This is a genomic window from Cryobacterium lactosi (assembly GCF_004403945.1).
GTDB lineage: Bacteria > Actinomycetota > Actinomycetes > Actinomycetales > Microbacteriaceae > Cryobacterium > Cryobacterium lactosi.
The window spans coordinates 1-17,708 of the sequence record NZ_SOHM01000039.1 but is presented as its reverse complement, the minus strand read 5'-3'; the positions used below and the strand labels follow the sequence as shown (position 1 = coordinate 17,708).

Below are 17,708 nucleotides of genomic sequence, written 5' to 3'. Positions count from 1 at the left end.
GCGCCCTATCATTCGCTCGGTTCCGACACTTCTACCCCTAGGGCGGTGAGTTGCGTGACTAGCTCGGCGATTCTCTGCTCCCTAGCCTGCATCTGGTCCTTGAGGTACTCAAGCCAGCCAACTTCACGCGCGGGCAATCCGGTCGTGTCCATCTGCCGTTGCAGCCGCGCGATCTGGTCACGGTTGGCATCCTGCTGGAATCGCTCCGCATCAAGTAGCTGTGTGCCCCCGAGAACGGATTGAGTATGGGTTTCCGCAGCCATCTCATCCCCGAGTTCGGGCAGTGTGGCGCGGCCGGCCAACCATGCGACTGCAGTTATGACCTGCGCATATGAACCATCTTGGCTGCCGTTGATGCGTCTTATGCCGCTATTGCCGAAGGGCTTGTAGATGTCGAACAGTAGGGCGGCTGGTGCGATCCCGAGCCCGACTGAGAGTCCGACTAGCTGAGAAACGGACAACTCCTTCTTGCGCCCGGTTTCGATATTCGCGATCACGGGACGCGAGAATCCTGCACCGGCGCGCAACGCCAGCTCCTCCGCGCTCTGACCGTTCATCTTGCGATAGCGCGCCACACGGGCACCAATGGTCGGACCGTCGAAGAGTTCCATTTCATCACAGTATCAAATGATTGTGTGATGCGTTGCGTGATCATGTGCTACGTTCGAATTCATCACAAATCACACGGATGAGTGCTGAAATCTCACAGGAGGAAAAATGAACACTGTCTTTTTGGCTCCGGACCAAGTGGTCCTGATGCTGCCCGGCATTACAAGAGGGCAGCTCGCACAGTGGCGCTACCTCGGCACTGGTGGGCCTCGATATCGAAAGCTCGGCAAGAAGGTGCTCTACGTCGAGTCCGAGGTCCTCGAGTGGGTCGAGGGCAGCGCTCGCACCGGGACTGCCCGTGAAGCCAGCTAGCTCACCTCCCGCACCAAGTCAGGCTGACCACTCGCTCGACTCCAACTCCCTGACATACCGGGACCCGACGGCCGACAGCGCCATCCGCAACATGCTGCCTGGTCGATACCAGATCACCCACGAGAGCGGGCTCCGGTTCTGGATCGACTCGGACAGCCTCAGGCCGCTCCTCGAGCAGTGCGAAGCTCGCGTTTCGCGTCGCACGGGCCGCGCCCATCTCCACCTGAAAAGCAAAAACCCCGGCACCGCGCCAACGGTAACCGGGGAAGACGACCGCACCTCAACCGCTAAGCAAGGAAACGAATCGTGAATCACACTATCAACGAACTCCGCAAGACCGCCAGCGTCGGCGAGACGCCCAAGGTGCGCGCCTATCTCGAGGCACACCCCGGATGGGCCGACGAGCCCGCTACCAGCCTCATCCTGGCCGGCTTCTCGAACGAGGAGTTCGCATACCTGGCCGACCTGTCTTTGGTCCAGCCTCGCGCCGAGCTGGTGACCCTGTGAGCGCCGTGCGGAGCATCAAGGACCTGACCAGCGTCATCGACTGCCCCGTCGCCGGCTGCGAGGGCCTCGCCTTCGATCACGAGTCCGACGATCCGAGCCAGAACCTGCACCGATCAACGGGCCCCGAGCTCGAGGGCGTCCCGATGAGGATCGACTACGTTGTGTCGGCCGCGTCGTGGCCGCTTTGGACGATCGACCTCGACACCTTTCACGAGGTGGACGACATCAGCCCCATGCAGGCCTCGCTCATGGCACTCCACCTGTCCCGTGCCGCGCTGCGTTGCGTCGACATGAATGACGCCGCCAGCGCTGCAGGGTGGGTGTCCCTGTGAGCGCCGTGCATTCGCTGGGCATGCTCCGGGAGCGTGCTGGCCTTTCCATCGAGCGCACGGCTGTCCTGGTGGGCTGCGAGGCGCAGTACCTGGCGCGTGTCGAGTCGATGGAGAAGGTGCCCACGCTCGGATTCGTCGAGCGTGTGGCCGTCGTGCTGGCCGACGCGCTGAAAGGCGCCAAGACCTGGAAGGTTGCCAATCGCAGCGGATGGGTGGTCGATCCCGGGACTTTGACCATGGCGTTCCTTGCCAATGCCGACAACCCGACCGATCAGCGTGAGCGTTTCATCATCACGGCAGCCACGATGGCGCCCGCCAACGCGTGGGACCGCTGCTCCGGTGGTGCCGCCGGTCAGATCATCCGCGACGACACGACCGCGGGAGAGGCGAGTGATGAGTGAGCATCTCAGCACGCAACTGGGCCTGGGACGTCCGATGGAAGGACAAGGGCGAGGGGTCATCGCCGATGAAGGAGAAGATCACGCTCCTCTGCCTCGCGGAGCACGAGAACCCCGAGTACGGGTGCGCCTTCCCCAGCCACGTGACGATTGCCGATCGCACCGGGCAGAGCGTGCGAACGGTGCAGACGCACATCAAGACGCTCGTCGAGCGAAAGGTCGTGACGATCGAGAAGCGGCGCAGCGTGCATGGAAAATGGCTCAGGAACGTGTACCTGCTCGACGTGCCCGACAGCTACCGGGCGAAGGATCCCGAGTGGATGCGGTGGAACGAGTGAACCGGCAAGTCTTGCCGGATCGTCGCCCGACCATCGGCAATTCGCGTCAACACCATCGGCAACTCCTGCACAACGAACCGGCAATTCTCGCGTAACGAACCGGCAAGAACTGCGCACTATTAGTTAAAGACCAGTTACTTGATAAGTCACCAATGATCAGGGTCAATTTCTCCGAAATCGACCGCCATGTCTTCGTGCCATTGATTCTTCGATCTAGAGGCTGTCTCACGACCTCAACGAGTCAGGGCGCTAGAGACGTCATGAACGTCGCCGACACGGTGCCCTACTGCCGGTGATCGTTGCGCATCAATGTGCCTGGCCGCTGCCATCCGTCATCAACCGAGCTGGCAGCGGCCGGCGAGCCCGCTTCTGCCTGCCCTACGGCGCCTTCGGCGTGCCCGAACCCTGCCAACCCACGACCTTGCATCACCCACACCAAGGAGAAGATCCGCATGACTTTCACCCACGACATCGTCCGAACTGACACAGGGGAGTCGCTCGTATCCATCGACGACCCCAGTGAATCCGGCTGGGGGCGCGCTCTCGGCATGGCAGCCGGCCAGAAGCGCACCGTGTTCCAGCTCGGAGACTCCAACGCCCCGAAGCTCGACTGGCTCGACCTCACCCGCGACTGGGACCGGTCCATCGTCACCTCCTGGAACGGTGTCCCGATCTACTGGGGCGTCATCACCGGCTCCAGGTACGTCCGTGCCAAGAAGGAATGGACCGTCAAGCATGTCGACTTCCGTGCGCTGCTCTCGAGGCGCTTCACCTTCGGCACCAACGGCTACTCGGGTGACACGACGGACAACATCCTCAACCTCGCCGGCTTCTCGCTGAAGGCAATGATCCCCTGGATCATCTGGGCGGGCACACAGGGGGCGACAGCGAACTACAACCTGCCGATCCGGGCGGAGACGGGGCTGCCACTTGGCAGCACTGCAGGTGACCAGTCGGGCCCGTACACGCGCAAGTTCCAGGACTTCAACTTCACCACGGTCGAGGCGGCGCTGCAGGAAGTCCAGACTATGCCGGACGGCCCAGACGTCGACCTGGAGCCGAAGAAGGACGCGACCACCGGCCGGTTCTTCATCAACCTGCGAGTCGGAAGCCCGCTGCTGGCTGGGACCACGTGGGAATTCCCTCTGGACTCGAACGAGCCCGCCCTCTTCGACGTCGAATACGAGTGCGACGGCATCAAGAAGCGCAACGTATCCTTCGCCGTTGGCACGGGGTCAGAGATGCTCATGGCGGTGAAGACTGCGCGCCTCGCCACCTCGAGCGTGGCCGTCGAAGGCTTCGAAGAGTACAAGGGCAGGGACGATGGTGACGACGCGCTCCAGGCGCACGCTAACGCCGATCTAGCTACCTTCTCCACGGGTACCGAGCAGTGGTCAGCCAAGATGCTGACCCCTGGCACCGAGGGTGGCCCGAGCGTTGCTGAACTGCGGATGGGCGACACGTTCCGGCTCGGCTCGTGGGGCGACCCGATCATCCCTGATGGTTGGACACCCAACATCCTGGTGGCCATCGACGGCGACCTGTCTGGCTCGTTCACGCCCACCTTTCAGCCGATCGGCGGTGAGTGATGGCGCAACGAGACATCCTGGGCCGCAATGCGGAGAAGGACGTCGGCCGGCGGATCCGCAACCTGGCCACGGCCACGCCCCTCGCTCGCACGTCGGTCACGGACGGTCACACGGAGTTCAACGGCACCCGATCTATCATCGTCAACGGCTCGGAGTACGTCACCGGGCTGCTTGACATCATCGGGCTCCTCGCGGTCAACGGGAACGCCGCATTTACCGGCCGTGTCATCGTCACCGGGCCAACGGACCTCGACGGTGACACGGACATCACGGGTGCGACGAACATCATCGGCAAGACCAACGTCACTGGTGACATCGACATCGCGGGACTGCTCAAGCTCATCGGGAACGCGCTCCTGACAGGTGACCTCATCGTCGGCGCCGGCGGCGAGATCACCGTGGCTGGCTCACCGTCCGCGACTCTGGGTGTCACTCCCTCCGGATACCCCGGGCTCGCGTGGAGTGGCGCCGGGTGGGTCGCTGCGATCGCTGGGGATGGCGTGGTGCTCTCCAATGCCACCGGATCCGCGTTCGCCCGGGTGACGCCCACAGCAGCCGCCCTGGTGGCTGGTGCGAAGTCTGTGCAGGTCACCTCAACCGCGGTGGCGATCACCGGCCTGCCCCAGACCACAGAGAAGCCGAACCTCTACGTGCACCCGACTACCGGCGTCCTCTACCGGTCGACGGCAATCGCCGTATGACCACCCCAACCGCCAGCACCGCTGGCAGAAACGAGAACGACATGACCACCACACCCGAATCCGCCACCCCCGAAGCAGCCGAAGCTGATCTGGCGCAGCTCGAGCAGCAGGTCATCGACGGCGGCGACGTCACCGTTGCCGACCTCACCGCGGCGAAGGAGCGAGTCTCGTTCGCCCGCCTCGTTCTCAAGGGCGTTCAAGACCGAGCGGAGGCGAAGCGCCTCAAGAACGCTGACGACCTCCGCGCGAAGACCAAGGTCGACGTGGCCAAGATGTTCACGGGCGGTCAGTACGTGGACCCGCTGGTGGCCTACGACGAAGCCGTGGTTGCTCTCGACCGGCTGGCAATCGTCATCAAGGGCAATACCGCCTTGCTCGATGACGCGTACCACGAGATGTCCCGCGGCGGCGTGGCCGTCGTCGGATGGGACGGAGGTATCCCGGCCGAGCACGACCCGGCCAACTCCGCGCGTGTGGCCCAGGGCGATCAGGTCACGTCGTTGACCAGCGACGGCATCACCTACATCCCCCAGGAGCCCTCGCTGTGGGTACGTGCAGCGGCGCACAAGGTCGCAGAGATGCACGGCGGCCTAACCATCCCCTACGGTCCCTCGCTCGAGTCGGTGCTCCGTGGCGACAAGCCGAGCGCCATCAGCGCGCGGGTGTCCTAACCGTGTCGGCGTCAAGGGATGCCGCCGTGGCTGCACGCCGTGCCGACATCGAGGCGCAGGAGCGCGCTGACGGGCAGGACGGAGACGACACGGAGCCGGATGCCCTGAGCGCCTCTATCGACGCTCTGCGGGCCAAGTACCGCCGCTAGCCTCGACCTCACAAGCTCCGTCGTGTCCCACCCCTGCCGCGCTGAGAGGCGCGGGGGACACGGCGGCCGCGGGTGCTGCCTCCTGGGCGGCACCCGCACTCACCCACCATCACACGAACGGATCATCACATGGCAAAAGCAACGATGGCTGAACTCCTCGCACGGCTCGACTCGAACCCGGTCACCGGTATACCAACGATGCAGAACATCGTTGACGCGTATAGAGCGGGTCTCATCGACAACAACGAAGCGAAGCGGCTGCAGGACTCAGTGACGAAGCGTGAGAAGCGCATCACGGATGACTACCTCCGCTCGCAGGGGTATGACGCCTGATCGTCGGCGCCGAGCTCGCAGCACCTGACAACTTGACCTAACACCGGAGGCACACATGACGGACAACATCATCAGACGCTCGAAGACCGAGACGCGGAAGGCCAAGCTGCGGGCAGCGAGTGAAGCCATCAAGTGGCGTGCAGAGGAGCTCGCCAAGATCGACGCGCTTGGGCTCGATGGCGATGCGCTGGCCGCCGCGAAGAGCGGACTCGGGGCCGAGATGGCCAGGCGACTCAAGGCGGGGGCGAGCCGGGCGAAGTCGCAGAACACCGTTACCAAGCTCATTGAGCGTGAGATCCGCGACGAGAAGGAACGGGACAGTGCAACGCGCCCGGACTAGCTGGCCGGCGCGGGATGACACCCAAGCGTGGGCGGCTCTCGCCAACCGCGCCATGCAGATGGAGATGCTCGAGGTCGACCAGACCGAGAACGACGCCTGGATGAAGACAATGCGCGCCCTGGTCGCCGAACAGCTGGACTATGACACGTTCACCGCAAGGCGCATGGCTGCCCTCTCAGACCGCCTTAGGAGCCGCAAACTGGCTCAGACCAACCTCCGCTACAAGTACGGGCTCAAACAGCGCAGAGGCAGCCTCGTGCGCCTCGACGTGAAGCGTTACCTACGAGCGAGCGAGTGAGGTACGTGTCACTTTCCTCGCTGAAAGGGTGGCGGTGCAACAGGTGACGGCAGATGGCCGCGCCAGGTTCGCCGCTTCCCCTGCCCGTTTCGGCGGTGACTCCAAGTGACCACCATCGGTCCCGGTTCATTGTCGTACGACGTGAAGATGTAGAAGGTTGCCTCTTCGTTCGGCCCCAAGTCCAAGCGGTCTGTTTTCGGGTATCGATCGATGATCTTCCCCATGGGACCGGTGACTTCGACATATCGAGTAGTGCGCGGCATCCGGTTGGCGAGCAAGTACATGTCCCTGTGTTCACCATCGGGCACAAATTCCCACTTCTTGCCGAGCAGCTTCAGCGATCGGTCCGTTCTCCATGACCGCCAGGCCCCGTACGCACCGGCGCTCACAGACAGCGCCCAGGCAACCCATCCCCACCATTCCATGAGCCGAATCGTATCGGAGTTGCAGTCATGACCACCCCCGCCATCTTCACCCACGACGACGCCCCTGTCACCTCATTCGAAGCGATCGCGGCCGGCGTCGGGGTAGAGCACGAGAACGTGCTTGAGCTGCGCCGCGCTCACCGTGACCTACACGCGCACACGCCTGCGCACGTTTGCTGTCGAACGTTGCAGCGACCACTCGCAGCCGGGGCCTTGACGTACACGCGTACACACTGCCTGCGCGCGCGTAGGCGTGACCGGTTCACGTCCGCTCAGCGGTATTGCCCCTTGTGGTGCCGGTTGATGTTGTAGAGGGCGTAGGACAGCCGCTTCTCTTCTCGCGTCTGTGTGCCGTCCGCTCGCTGTGTCTTGGTGAGTGCGAGATACGCCCGGACCAGTTCGTCTTCGCGGTCGACGCGCACGGCCCACTGGTCGATCTGTCGTGCTTGGGTGGCCACTGATGCAGCACCGGTGTTCTCGAAGTAGAGCCGGTTCTCGCGTGCGATCTTGGACACCACTCCAGTGGAGATCCCGAACTCGCGGGCGATCTGATTGCGGCCGGCGCCCATGCTGATGCGCGAGGCGATGCGTCGGCGGGTTTCCGGGGGGATCGGAGTTGGTTTCGGCATGTGTGAGCTCCGGGTGGCTATTGGCGGACTGGGCGCGGCTTCAATACGCGGTGTACCGTCCCGACGGAGCACCCCACTGAGGTCGCAATGGCTCGAATCGAGATGCCGGACGCGCGAAGCTCGGAGATGCGAGCGTCACGCTCGGTTGTGTCCACGCGCCTCGACGGTCTTACCTTCCCATCGAGTCCCATGACCTTCCCAACCGCGATCCGGCCGGTGTCGTCCGGTGCGTAACCCTCGGCTCGCTTCAGGTCCTTCATAATGGTTGTCGGGCTGACGCCAAGAACCGCGGCTGATGCCCTCACGCTCATTGACTCGCTCATTGTTCAACTGTACCACGCTAACGCAGTTGAACGGTCGTCTTTTGCTGCCGGCGCGACGTTTACAGCGCGGCGTCCTTTGCCGCCAAGACGCGAGCCTTCGATAGGCGAGCGTTGATCTCCATGTTCTCGGGGTCAGCGTCGAGCTTCTCCTCGAGGTACCCTACTTCGGCGTCGTAGTCCTTCATCTTCCGCAGGATGATTGCGATGTCCTTGGACCAGTACGGGGATGTGCGCATGGGCACGCCGTCACGTGTGATCTGGGCGAAGATTGCGTGAGATCTCTCCTGGGTGTCGGAGCATTCATAGGCCAGTGCCAGCGCTTCTTCCAGCTGCCCTTCTGCCTTCAAGCGCTTGACCTCGAAGAGCCATTCGGACACGTCCCGACCGCGCAGCACTCGCGCCTCGTGCACCGCGGCGTAAAGGGGCTGATTTCGGGCGAGTTCGGCCATGAGTGCATCCATGGGTGCGTCCGACTGGACGTCTTCTGTCATGACGGCCGGCGCCAACGACGCCGAGCTGACTTTCGGTTTCGCCGCCATCGATGCGCCTGCCGCTCTCCACAGTCCGACGGCTGATCCGATCACGAGCAGCACGACCACGATCAAGAACCAAGCCCCAGCAGTCACAGTGCCCCCTCATCGGCTGCCTGAGCCTAGCTGGGGCAGAGTGTTGGAGGAAGCCCCCGATGAAGTGTCAGGAGCCTATTGGAACTTTCGGACGCCGGGCTCAGCACTCGTGCGATTGCTCCGGTTGTCGGCGTGAGTAACTTCACGATCTCGAAGGACTTGGCCGCGAGCCGAGGTGTTAGTGATCTAACACCTGCCCCGGAGCCGCCCGTCGAGACCGAACCCGAGTCCTACTGGTCCCCCGCCGAATCATTCGTCGGTGCGCAAGCTGCGGGCATTCCTGGGCGTGTCGGCATGGCGGGCGGTCGATAGTCTCTGGCCATGAAACAGACGACACCAAGCGAGTCAGCCACATTCGAGTCCCTTATGCGCCAGATCATTCGTGAGGAAGTGCGCGCTGCGCTGCTAGATCTGGGCATCGAAGGTACCAACGTTCCAAGGCATGAAGGGGCGCCGAGCCACTCTGCCCGGAACCCGCACGCGCTCACGACTGAGGATGTTGCGAAGATGACGAGCCTCCCGGTCCAGACGCTACGCAACTGGCGCTCCCAGACCCAGCACGGGAAGCCGGTTGGGCCTCGCTCATTCAAGATGGGGCGCCTAGTGCGGTACTCCGAAGCTGACGTGAACGCGTGGCTCGATTACCTCCACGCTCAGGGTGGCGCCTCGTGACGGTTCTGTCGTCCTGAGCGACGGAAGTAGCGACAGCCCGACCCGCGCCGTCTCACGCAGGGGCGTCGCGTTTCGCTACTCCCTGAGGGCGTCCACGGCCGCGGACGCCCTGGCAGGCCTCGCCAACTCTCGTCCCGGGCGAGACTTCACGCTCAGTCGATCGATGCGGCGTCGACAGGCCGCCGCTCCGTGCTCGACTTGTTCCACTGCACCATCCAATAGAAGGTCATCCCGACGAGGACGACGACACCGAGCTGCCACAGCTGCGTAGCAAGGCCAGCCCAGACGAGGGCTCCGGTGTCGCCGTTGCGGTTGTACGCCGACGTTGCCGCAACGAACAGCATGAGCCCGACGACCACGGAAGCGATCGCACCGAACCCCAGCGCCAGCTCGAACGGATTGCGGCGCTCGACCTGTACGGTCTTTGGCTCGACGAATGGTGTGGTCATGGTGCCCCCTGGTGTCCCGCCGAGGTTAGCGGTAAGGCGGTCGTGGTCGCGCCCCCGGTTCGGGGGCAGCGCCGATGTGCAGCGACCACTAGCCTCAGACAATGAAGGCCAACCCGTACTCGACAGCACTGTTTGCAATCGGCCCGATCGGCCTGGTCCTCTCGGTAATGCTGTTCCTCGCGAGCGGATCCATGGGCTTGAGTGGCTTGGGCATGTCGGCTTTTGCGGCTGGCCTGTTCATCCTCGGATCGCTCAGCACGGTTGGTTGGCTCCTTCTCGGGGGATTGCAATGGAAGCCGACTGAGCAGCCGGCCAAAATTGCTGGCGCGATGCCGCCGGCCCGTCACTGGCTAGACCGCAAGACCCCGTGACTGCCGACCTCCGTCCCAGGTCTCAGCCCCTCGACTACGCCGTCAAGGACGCCGCCGAGGCAGTAGGCATCTCGCCGGCCAAGCTTGAGGAGATCATCAGGCGCGGTGACGTCATCGTTCGCTGGATCGACGGCAAGCGGATCCTGACGGTGAAGGAGCTGCTCGCTTGGCTGGACGCTCTGCCGGTGGACAAACCTTAGGCACCTCCGCAGGGGTTCCACAAAAACGTGGTGACCCTTCCCGCTCATCGTGAACGATTTAGGGACGCCCCTAAAATGATCGGCGGGGCCTCGGATGCCGCAGCCCGGATCATGTTCGTGATCGCACGGAAATGATCTGGAGTCGATGGGGTCGGCAATGCCGAGCTCGCAAAGGGTACTCAGATCTGAGTACCCTCGCGGCGGTTCCAGGCCGCGGCGGTCGCACTGTACATGTGCCTTTTCGGATGAGACAAGGGTTTCCACCGCGTGGGACCCCTTGCGTGAGCAATGCCCGTGCCGCCGCCGTGCTGGCCCGCAACTCTTGCTCGCATATCAAATGCGACCAAGCCGAAGCTCGCAAAGGGTCGCGTTTCAAACGCGACCCCTCCGAAATTCTCGGTGACTTCGTCGTATTCATCTCGCGTTTGAAACGCGACCTGCCCGGGGCCATAACGTCAGAGCGGTAGCGGTGAGGTCCGTCTGGCGTACCCCATCGAGCGCCAGGGGTGTCCACAGTGTGGACCCCCGGCCGGCGGGCCATTTCAGGCACCCCCCTAACATGGTCCGTTTCAACGGCCCATGGACCATGTTCGTGAGGTCACGAATATGGTGTGCGCGGTGGGGTGAGCTGTGATCACCCCATCGGGAGGGTACGCGTCTGGTGCCTACCCCTGTCCGGGACGGGCGGGACGATTTGACCCTGCCGGCAAAACATCCGGATCGGACGAAGGGTCTGCACACTCCGCAGACCCTCCAGCAGCTGCACGCGACCTTTTCGTTGACTCCAACGAAATGATGCAGGCTCCCCGTTGCGACCATCGCGCCCACTCGGGCGACATGGTCGGACCCGATCGGGGGCTACCGGCAGTTTGGCGCAGACACATAGCCTCGGCCCATGGATGACACCACGCCGACCCCCACGCCCGCACGGACCGAATCGCAGGCCGCCTGATGGCCGCCAACGGCAGACCGTCCGACGCCGCATTCGCCCGCGCCGGCGTCCTCATTGCCGCCGCCATGTACGACCTGGCCGAGAAGCGGCTCGCCGCTGCCGAACTTGGGGTCCCTGAATCTGAGTCCCGATGACCGTGGACAAGCCCACCCGCACATACACCGAGTGCATCAACGCAGCCGGCGCAATCATCGCCGCCGAGCTGATCCGCATCGAACGCGGACGCCTCATGGCCGAGCTGGCGAGCGAGTCGGAAGTGGTGCAAGAAACGGGCAACCCCACACGCAAACCCCACAACTCCCCACAATCCACTCCGATTGAGCAAATTCAAACGGACCCAAAACCCGCGTAATTCCGGGATAGTGGGAATGCTGGCCCGTCGTTTCAGGGTTGTTCGGCGAGTTCAAATCCCACCGGTACCGCCACAGATAAACCCTCTGCTTCCCTGTGTTTCAAGGGAATCAGGGGGTTTTCTCGTTTTCGGCTGAGCCCTTCGGGCCCCGATTGGACACATCTGAAACCCGTTCTTTCTTTTGCCTGCCTGTCAAGAGAAATCGGTTGAGAGCGGGAGCGCCGTAGTGCACGCAATCTGGCGCGGAATAAGAACAGCGCGGCCCCGTGCCGAGTGACAGACTCGAGGGCATGGACATAAAGCAGTGGTGGACCAAGTTGTCGCCTGAGACGCAGGAGTGGCTGACAGCCAACAACGGCGATTCTGTATCCATACCCTCGAACATGGTCACTGAGATCAGGGCGGCAGGCGGGTCGGTCATAGCGGATCCCTGGTGGATCTATCACATCGGCCCGGCGGGCTTCTCACTCTCAGATGCCGCGACGGACTGGATCGAAGCCGTCGCGAACGGCGAGGACCCCGACGCAAGCTGACGCCACTGACGTTGCCGGCAGCCACCCGACCCGCATGGTCCTGGCGAAGGTAGGTCCAAGCAGGACGCCTTGTAGCTGTTTCGGAGCGGGCGCCAGACTGCATTGCGGTGGATAACAGCGTTAGAGCATCACGGCGACCGAAGGTGTGACCACTTCACTGGAGTTGGCCCGTCAGCTCGGGGCATACCGATCGAGGACGCGCAATCCGGGGAAGGCGCGCAAGCGAACTACGATGACCGGCCAGACAGACACAAAGAAAAAGTGCGACCGCGTGAAGCGTTAACTGAACACGGCGTCGACCCAGAGCGCCAGCGTCACCGCGCCAACCCGTCAGCCAATACGCTGAGCGGGCACCATCACATTCCTTTGGGGGGAACACCATGAATTCGATCGAGCCACCGGACGCAGCGCCGCCTGCGACCCGCACGTTCACGCGGGCGCTCCTCACCGTTGTGGCATCCGGTGCGCTCGTCCTCGGCGGCCTTTTTGCCGCCACGCCCGCCAGCGCGGGGACCTGCAACCCAGGGTGGACCCTCGTCTCCGGTGGCTGCATGCCGCCCAGCGACGCAACCGCCCCCGGGGAAGCACCCTCCGATGCGACCCCGGCGCCTGTGCCTGTGCCTGAGCCTGCCCCAACTTCTGAGCCGGTTCCTGACCCAGCGCCCTCTCCCGTGGCGCCAGTGACTGTCCCCGCACCAGAGCCTGTCGCAGTCACACCAGCTCCAGTCGCACCAGTGGCCGTCGCACCTGCGCCTGCACCCGTTGCAGTCGCGCCCGAGGTCGCCCCTCCACGAGCAGACTCGTCGTCGGGCACGCCAGCCGGAACACTGACCCCGAAGGTGGCAGCCACACCGGATCCCGCGACCACAGAGCAGCCGAAGGGTGTGGTCGCGTCTTCCGCCCCGACACCCACCAGCACCCCTGGTCCGTCTGGGCAGACCAACAGCCCCACACCGAACACCGACCCCCTGTCAGAGACATCGCTGACCTCGAACACCGACACGTCACGAGCAGCGACCTCGACCGCGGCCGCGTGGATCATCGTGTTTGTCTCGGCTGCCCTCATCGCCGCGCTGGTTGCGCTCTACGTACTGGTCCTCCGGCCACCCCGCGTCGCGCCGCAGCGCGGAAAGTAGCTGTGACGACGCCCACCGGCACGTAGACACACGCCGGGGCCCGGGTACGAACTGCTCGAGCGGCTCTGCACGCTGTTCCTGTGGGATGGCTTGCGTCGTCCGAACATGCACCTCACGCTAGCGATGCGGGCACGTCGGGTCACGTCCAACGTGCGCGCGGAATCGATCATTTCAGATTCACCCCCGCTCATCGGCGGGTTCCGACAGCGCGCACGAAGGGTTACCCTGACGTCAGTGAAACCTTCCTTCTCTCTGTGACCCAGAGGCCCTTCAGCGACACCCGTTCGCTCCTCCAACGAGGGGCGGTGATTTCGTGCGCCAGGTAGGGGAGCTCCGGTGGAGTTCCCCCGCACCCTGGCCCCTTGTCGAAACCATCCCGGAAAGACCCTTCACTCATGACCTCCACCGACTCTCCCGACGCATCCACTGACGACCGCTCGGCCCTCCGCGCGAACTGCGCCGACTGCTTCGCCCTCTGCTGCACAGCCTTCGGGTTCCAGAGATCCGCCGACTTCCCGATCGACAAGCCGGCGGGCACTCCATGCCTGAATCTGGCAGACGATTTCTCGTGCTCCATCCACGACTCCTTGCGACCACGTGGCTTTCGCGGGTGCACCGTCTTCGATTGCTTCGGTGCGGGCCAATACGTGTCCCAGAACCTGTTCGGCGGAAAGAGCTGGCGGGAACGGCCCGACACCAGCGCCGAGATGTTCAGTAGTTTTTCCGTCGTCCGGCAGCTGCACGAGATGCTCTGGTACCTCGTCGAAGCGGCCGAACGGGCAACCACCTCCGAGCTCTGTGGGGCGACGGCCCAGCTCCGACGGGAGATCCTGCGAACCCTCGACGGCGACGCGTCAACGGTCCTCGCGTCTGATGTCGAAGGTATTCGCGCAGCAGTCCGGCAAACGTTGATCGATGTGAGTGAGGAGGCGCGCGGTGGCTATGCCGCCAGTGCCGAAACCGGCATGAGCGACGACCTGCATCCGTCAGCGGACCTGGTCGGCCGCGACTTGAGATCGATTCGTCTGTGCGGAGCTGATCTCCGTGGCGCGTACCTCATTGCCGCGGATCTTCGACGAGGCGACCTGGCGGGGGTCGACTTGCTCGGCGCCGATTTGCGCGACGCGCGGCTCGAGGGTGCGGACCTATCGAATGCGCTGTTTCTCACCCAATCACAAATCGATGCAGCACAGGGCGACAACACAACCGTCCTGCCGGCTGTCCTCCGCCGGCCGCGGCACTGGCTCACCTAGGTGCCGGGACGGAATACGCCTCCGGGTCTGTTCAGCGCCGTGCCGTCGAACAGGCCTACCCCGGAGAACTCCAGGCCGACCATGAGCATCAGCCCGTGAAAGGATCACGGTATGACTGACGGCCCCCTTGACCTGCCGACCCTTCACGGCCGGCGATTGATCCTGCGTGAATGGCGTGACTCGGACGCCCCGATAGTTCAAGAAGCCTCCGGGGACTCCCTGATCCCCATCCTCACGACTGTCCCGTCAACGGACGGTGAAGCTGAGGCCCTGGCTTTCATTGCTCGCCAACGAGATCGCCTAGCGACGCGCGCGGGTTATGTCTTTGCGATCGCTGACGCGTCGGACGTCGCGGTCGGGCACATCGGACTGTTCTTCTCATCTGGCGCGGGCGCGCGAGCCAGTGTGGGTTACTGGATCGCGCCCTCCCAACGCCGTCAGGGGTACGCCGCGGAGGCGCTCGGCATACTCACGGCCTGGGCGCTGAACCTCGCCGAACTTGATCGGGTCGAACTGTACGTCGAGCCATGGAACAGCGGCTCTTGGCGAACTGCTGAGCGCGCGGGCTACGAACGCGAGGGCCTACTCCGCGCTTGGGAGCGGATCGATGGCAAACCGTGCGACATGTTCATGTACGCGCGGCTGACGACCAGTGCGCGCTCACGCCAAGCAGAATCGGGCGACCAGCGTCTCACTTGCTCGTGAACGATTTCGTAATCATGGGTACGCTCGATGAGGCGCGTTTGCAGAACTGGTTGACGTGCCGCTCGGCGGGCACTGTCCCGTCGAGCTCAGCTCGAACGTGAAGGAAACACCGTGTCTGACCACGCAAGAATCAAGGGCCACACCGTGACCCGCACCGTGCACATCGAGGCCCCGCGCGCGCGCGTTTGGACGGCGCTGACCGACCCCGAGGTGATGGTCAAATGGTTCGGCGACGCCGTGGGGTTCGCCGCGCTCGAGCCCGGTGCCACCGGCAGCATCGACTGGGACGGCTACGGCAGCTTCCCGATTGAAATCACCGAGGTGGTGCCCAACGAATCGTTCGGCTTCCGGTGGTCGGGAATCCCCGCCGACGAGCTCGACGAGTACGCGACGCACGTGAGCTTCACCGTCGCCGATGCTGGTACCGGGACGGATGTCACGGTGATCGAATCGGGCTTCGACACACTCCCCGGCGGCACCCGTTACCGTCGCGAACGGCTTGAGCAGAACCGAGAGGGCTGGGACGTCGAACTCGACGAGCTCGCGATCCTGCTCGAGGGTGACGCCGAGTAGCGCCCAGCCAGGAGGCGACTACCCTCGAGCCATGACCGAATCCAGCTGGCTCGAGGTGGGTCGTGGCGTCTTCCAGCGCCGCTACGACCCCATGGATGTCTCTGTGATCGTGGTGGTCGGGCCCACCGGCCTCACGGTCGTCGACACCCGCAACAACCCGGCCGAGGCCGACGAGCTCATCCAGGACATCGCCGTCCGGTTCCAACTCCCGATCGTGGCGGTCGTGAACACCCACGCGCACTACGATCACACCTTCGGCAACCAGTCCTTCGCCGCGCTCCCGTCGGCGCCGATCTACGGCCACCACCTCATAGACCGGCACTACGCCGAGTACGAAGGTCCACGGCTTGCCGTGCAACAGGCCGACCCGTCCCGCGAACCAGACAAACGGTGGGCCGATGTGGTGCTCACCCCGCCCGGCGTGCCGGTCGCGGCGCCCTTCTCTGTCGTGGCCGGTGGGCGCACGATCGAGCTGATTCCGCTGGACCCCGGCCATACCGACACCGACCTGGCGGTCTTCATTCCGGACTGCCGGGTGTGGCTGCTCGGCGACGTCGTCGAGGAGTCCGGCCCGCCCATGTTCGGGTCCGGGAGCTACCCGCTGGGCTGGCCCGCCGTGCTCGAGGGCCTGCTGCAGATGATCCAGCCGGGAGACATTGTCGTGCCGGGCCACGGTGCGGTGGTGCACCGGGACTTCGTGCTGCGCCAGAGGGATTCCCTGCAGAAGGTGGCCGACACCATCCGCTCGTGTGCGGCCGCCGGCATTTCGCTGGATGAGATCCCCGGCGACCACGCTCTTTTCACGCTGTGGCCGAGGGCAATGCTGGAATCGGCCTTTGCCCAGGGCGGCGCCCAGCTGGGCAGCTGACTCTCAACAGTTGCGCGTTAGAAGAGGTGCCCGTAACCGAGTGCGACCAGGTTGTCGTACGAGGTCTGCAGGCACTCCAGCGGGGTGCGCCCGTAGTGTTCGTCCTGCTCGACGAGCAGGTAGCGGGCGCCGATCTCCTCGCTGGCGTCGATGATCGCGGCGAAGTCGAGGTTGCCCTCGCCGACCTCCGCGAACTGCACGACTCCGGTGAACGCGGCCATGAATGCGGCGTGGTCACCGGCGGCGAGGGCCTCGAAGGCGGTGGGCGGGATCTGGCCGATGCGGTAGTCCTTCAGGTGCACCATCGACACCCGCTCGCCGTACTTCTTCAGCGTGATGACCGGGTCCAGGCCGCCGCGCTGCACCCAGTGCACGTCGATCTCCAGACCCATCAGCGGGGCGCGCTCGGCGATGATGTCGAGCAGCAGCGTGCCGTCGTACTTCGCGAACTCGATGTGGTGGTTGTGGTAGTACAGCCCGATGCCCTCGTCGTTCAGCCGGGCGGCCATCGCGTTGGTGGCGTCGCAGAACTCGAGCACGGCATCCATCGACGCCATGGCCTCGAACGGCAGCATGCCGATACGCACCATGGAGGTGTTCAGCGTCTTGGCGTCGCTGACGATCTTGTCGAAACCCTCGGTGAGGGACTCGCCGGGTCGGCCGGGCATGGTCGACAGCGACGCCGAGAGCGACGCGATGTCCATACCGAGCTCGGTGCGAGCGCGGCTGAGCTCAGCGACGTTGGCGGGGGTCATCGGAATCTGCGAGATCTCGACGGCGTGATAGCCGATCTCGCTCACCGCACGGAGCGTTTCGAACGCGCCAACCGCTGCGAAGTTGTCCTTGAGCATCATTGCTTGAACGCCGATTGTGGCCATGACTGTCATTCTCCTTGGGTTGGAATGGGTTGGGGTGAGCCGAGCCGGACAACTGTTGCCGAAGCGGACGATTGCGTCCGGCGCACGGTATTTGTCAACCTGTTTGAGACAGGTTGGGTTTGGGTTTCTTGCGGGGGTCGTTGATGCAGGCCCGGCCCGGTAGGGCCGGGGGCTTGGGTTGCCTGG

General features: G+C 64.1%; 29 protein-coding genes. 22 read left to right on the top strand and 7 right to left on the bottom strand.

Annotated elements, in window-relative coordinates; genetic code table 11:
- Positions 1–8 precede the first annotated feature (8 nt).
- Complete coding sequence (locus E3T61_RS18500) at positions 9–611, bottom strand: helix-turn-helix domain-containing protein (protein ID WP_134642325.1); 603 nt, start codon at positions 609–611, stop codon at positions 9–11.
- Positions 612–717: 106 nt separating this feature from the next.
- Here E3T61_RS18500 and E3T61_RS18495 point away from each other — a divergent pair, with 106 nt between their 5' ends.
- The 12 genes from E3T61_RS18495 (at position 718) to E3T61_RS18445 (ending at position 6,577) form a co-directional block, all read left to right on the top strand.
- The gene (locus tag E3T61_RS18495; protein ID WP_134642324.1) at positions 718–921 is read left to right on the top strand and encodes a hypothetical protein; all 204 of its coding nucleotides are present in this window, start codon (positions 718–720) and stop codon (positions 919–921) included.
- A 306-nt stretch (positions 922–1,227) separates the two neighbouring features.
- Positions 1,228–1,428 carry a hypothetical protein gene (locus E3T61_RS18490; protein ID WP_134642323.1) on the top strand — a complete coding sequence of 67 codons (201 nt, stop codon included), beginning with the start codon at positions 1,228–1,230 and terminating at the stop codon, positions 1,426–1,428.
- Positions 1,425–1,760, top strand: a complete 336-nt coding sequence (locus E3T61_RS18485) for a hypothetical protein (RefSeq protein ID WP_134642322.1) — start codon at positions 1,425–1,427, stop codon at positions 1,758–1,760. Before E3T61_RS18490 ends, E3T61_RS18485 begins: the two co-directional genes overlap by 4 nt.
- Positions 1,757–2,161, top strand: a complete 405-nt coding sequence (locus E3T61_RS18480) for a helix-turn-helix domain-containing protein (protein ID WP_134642321.1) — start codon at positions 1,757–1,759, stop codon at positions 2,159–2,161. The genes E3T61_RS18485 and E3T61_RS18480 overlap by 4 nt, the downstream gene beginning before the upstream one ends.
- A complete protein-coding gene (locus tag E3T61_RS18475; RefSeq protein ID WP_134642320.1) occupies positions 2,158–2,496 on the top strand; it encodes a helix-turn-helix domain-containing protein in 339 nt (112 codons plus the stop codon). The genes E3T61_RS18480 and E3T61_RS18475 overlap by 4 nt, the downstream gene beginning before the upstream one ends.
- A 452-nt stretch (positions 2,497–2,948) precedes the next feature.
- A complete protein-coding gene (locus tag E3T61_RS18470; protein WP_134642319.1) occupies positions 2,949–4,085 on the top strand; it encodes a hypothetical protein in 1,137 nt (378 codons plus the stop codon).
- Positions 4,085–4,786, top strand: a complete 702-nt coding sequence (locus E3T61_RS18465; RefSeq protein WP_134642318.1) for a hypothetical protein — start codon at positions 4,085–4,087, stop codon at positions 4,784–4,786. The genes E3T61_RS18470 and E3T61_RS18465 overlap by 1 nt, the downstream gene beginning before the upstream one ends.
- Before the next feature lie 41 nt (positions 4,787–4,827).
- On the top strand, positions 4,828–5,457 hold the full coding sequence (locus E3T61_RS18460) for a hypothetical protein (RefSeq protein ID WP_134642317.1): 630 nt from the start codon (positions 4,828–4,830) through the stop codon (positions 5,455–5,457).
- 26 nt (positions 5,458–5,483) lie between these two features.
- Positions 5,484–5,606: a hypothetical protein gene (locus tag E3T61_RS22515; RefSeq protein WP_255455712.1), complete on the top strand. Its 123-nt coding sequence runs from the start codon at positions 5,484–5,486 to the stop codon at positions 5,604–5,606.
- A gap of 129 nt (positions 5,607–5,735) precedes the next feature.
- Complete coding sequence (locus E3T61_RS18455) at positions 5,736–5,939, top strand: hypothetical protein (protein ID WP_134642316.1); 204 nt, start codon at positions 5,736–5,738, stop codon at positions 5,937–5,939.
- Between the two features lie 55 nt (positions 5,940–5,994).
- On the top strand, positions 5,995–6,279 hold the full coding sequence (locus E3T61_RS18450) for a hypothetical protein (RefSeq protein ID WP_134642315.1): 285 nt from the start codon (positions 5,995–5,997) through the stop codon (positions 6,277–6,279).
- The gene (locus tag E3T61_RS18445) at positions 6,260–6,577 is read left to right on the top strand and encodes a hypothetical protein (protein WP_134642314.1); all 318 of its coding nucleotides are present in this window, start codon (positions 6,260–6,262) and stop codon (positions 6,575–6,577) included. Before E3T61_RS18450 ends, E3T61_RS18445 begins: the two co-directional genes overlap by 20 nt.
- Before the next feature lie 8 nt (positions 6,578–6,585).
- Here the strand turns inward: E3T61_RS18445 and E3T61_RS18440 are convergent, their stop codons facing one another.
- From E3T61_RS18440 to E3T61_RS18425, 4 genes are all read right to left on the bottom strand, one after another.
- Positions 6,586–7,002, bottom strand: a complete 417-nt coding sequence (locus tag E3T61_RS18440; protein WP_134642313.1) for a hypothetical protein — start codon at positions 7,000–7,002, stop codon at positions 6,586–6,588.
- Between the two features lie 272 nt (positions 7,003–7,274).
- Positions 7,275–7,631 carry a hypothetical protein gene (locus E3T61_RS18435; protein WP_134642312.1) on the bottom strand — a complete coding sequence of 119 codons (357 nt, stop codon included), beginning with the start codon at positions 7,629–7,631 and terminating at the stop codon, positions 7,275–7,277.
- Between the two features lie 17 nt (positions 7,632–7,648).
- Positions 7,649–7,822, bottom strand: coding sequence for a helix-turn-helix domain-containing protein (locus E3T61_RS22720; protein WP_420898503.1), 174 nt, complete (start codon positions 7,820–7,822; stop codon positions 7,649–7,651).
- A gap of 191 nt (positions 7,823–8,013) precedes the next feature.
- Positions 8,014–8,553, bottom strand: a complete 540-nt coding sequence (locus E3T61_RS18425; RefSeq protein ID WP_134642310.1) for a hypothetical protein — start codon at positions 8,551–8,553, stop codon at positions 8,014–8,016.
- A gap of 348 nt (positions 8,554–8,901) precedes the next feature.
- On the opposite strand from E3T61_RS18425, the gene E3T61_RS22510 reads away from it, so the two are divergent.
- On the top strand, positions 8,902–9,252 hold the full coding sequence (locus E3T61_RS22510; RefSeq protein ID WP_338145544.1) for a helix-turn-helix transcriptional regulator: 351 nt from the start codon (positions 8,902–8,904) through the stop codon (positions 9,250–9,252).
- Between the two features lie 152 nt (positions 9,253–9,404).
- On the opposite strand, the gene E3T61_RS18415 is transcribed toward E3T61_RS22510, so the two are convergent.
- Positions 9,405–9,701 (bottom strand): hypothetical protein, encoded by a 297-nt coding sequence (locus tag E3T61_RS18415; RefSeq protein ID WP_134642309.1) that lies wholly within the window; start codon positions 9,699–9,701, stop codon positions 9,405–9,407.
- 101 nt (positions 9,702–9,802) lie between these two features.
- Here E3T61_RS18415 and E3T61_RS18410 point away from each other — a divergent pair, with 101 nt between their 5' ends.
- The 9 genes from E3T61_RS18410 to E3T61_RS18370 all read left to right on the top strand — a co-directional run bounded on the left by E3T61_RS18410 (position 9,803) and on the right by E3T61_RS18370 (position 16,644).
- Positions 9,803–10,072, top strand: coding sequence for a hypothetical protein (locus E3T61_RS18410; RefSeq protein WP_134642308.1), 270 nt, complete (start codon positions 9,803–9,805; stop codon positions 10,070–10,072).
- Positions 10,069–10,272: a DNA-binding protein gene (locus E3T61_RS18405; RefSeq protein ID WP_134642307.1), complete on the top strand. Its 204-nt coding sequence runs from the start codon at positions 10,069–10,071 to the stop codon at positions 10,270–10,272. The genes E3T61_RS18410 and E3T61_RS18405 overlap by 4 nt, the downstream gene beginning before the upstream one ends.
- A 1,082-nt stretch (positions 10,273–11,354) precedes the next feature.
- Entirely contained in the window at positions 11,355–11,576 is a 222-nt protein-coding gene (locus E3T61_RS18400; RefSeq protein WP_134642306.1) for a hypothetical protein, read from the top strand.
- Between the two features lie 290 nt (positions 11,577–11,866).
- Positions 11,867–12,109 carry a hypothetical protein gene (locus E3T61_RS18395; RefSeq protein ID WP_134642305.1) on the top strand — a complete coding sequence of 81 codons (243 nt, stop codon included), beginning with the start codon at positions 11,867–11,869 and terminating at the stop codon, positions 12,107–12,109.
- Positions 12,110–12,948: 839 nt separating this feature from the next.
- Positions 12,949–13,245 carry a hypothetical protein gene (locus E3T61_RS18390; RefSeq protein WP_134642304.1) on the top strand — a complete coding sequence of 99 codons (297 nt, stop codon included), beginning with the start codon at positions 12,949–12,951 and terminating at the stop codon, positions 13,243–13,245.
- A 395-nt stretch (positions 13,246–13,640) separates the two neighbouring features.
- Complete coding sequence (locus E3T61_RS18385) at positions 13,641–14,498, top strand: pentapeptide repeat-containing protein (RefSeq protein WP_134642303.1); 858 nt, start codon at positions 13,641–13,643, stop codon at positions 14,496–14,498.
- A gap of 111 nt (positions 14,499–14,609) precedes the next feature.
- The gene (locus tag E3T61_RS18380; RefSeq protein ID WP_134642302.1) at positions 14,610–15,203 is read left to right on the top strand and encodes a GNAT family N-acetyltransferase; all 594 of its coding nucleotides are present in this window, start codon (positions 14,610–14,612) and stop codon (positions 15,201–15,203) included.
- 111 nt (positions 15,204–15,314) lie between these two features.
- A complete protein-coding gene (locus E3T61_RS18375; protein WP_166793305.1) occupies positions 15,315–15,776 on the top strand; it encodes an SRPBCC domain-containing protein in 462 nt (153 codons plus the stop codon).
- 31 nt (positions 15,777–15,807) lie between these two features.
- The gene (locus E3T61_RS18370) at positions 15,808–16,644 is read left to right on the top strand and encodes an MBL fold metallo-hydrolase (protein ID WP_134642300.1); all 837 of its coding nucleotides are present in this window, start codon (positions 15,808–15,810) and stop codon (positions 16,642–16,644) included.
- Positions 16,645–16,661: 17 nt separating this feature from the next.
- Here the strand turns inward: E3T61_RS18370 and E3T61_RS18365 are convergent, their stop codons facing one another.
- Positions 16,662–17,522 (bottom strand): sugar phosphate isomerase/epimerase family protein, encoded by an 861-nt coding sequence (locus tag E3T61_RS18365; RefSeq protein WP_241992674.1) that lies wholly within the window; start codon positions 17,520–17,522, stop codon positions 16,662–16,664.
- Between the last annotated feature and the right edge of the window lie 186 nt (positions 17,523–17,708).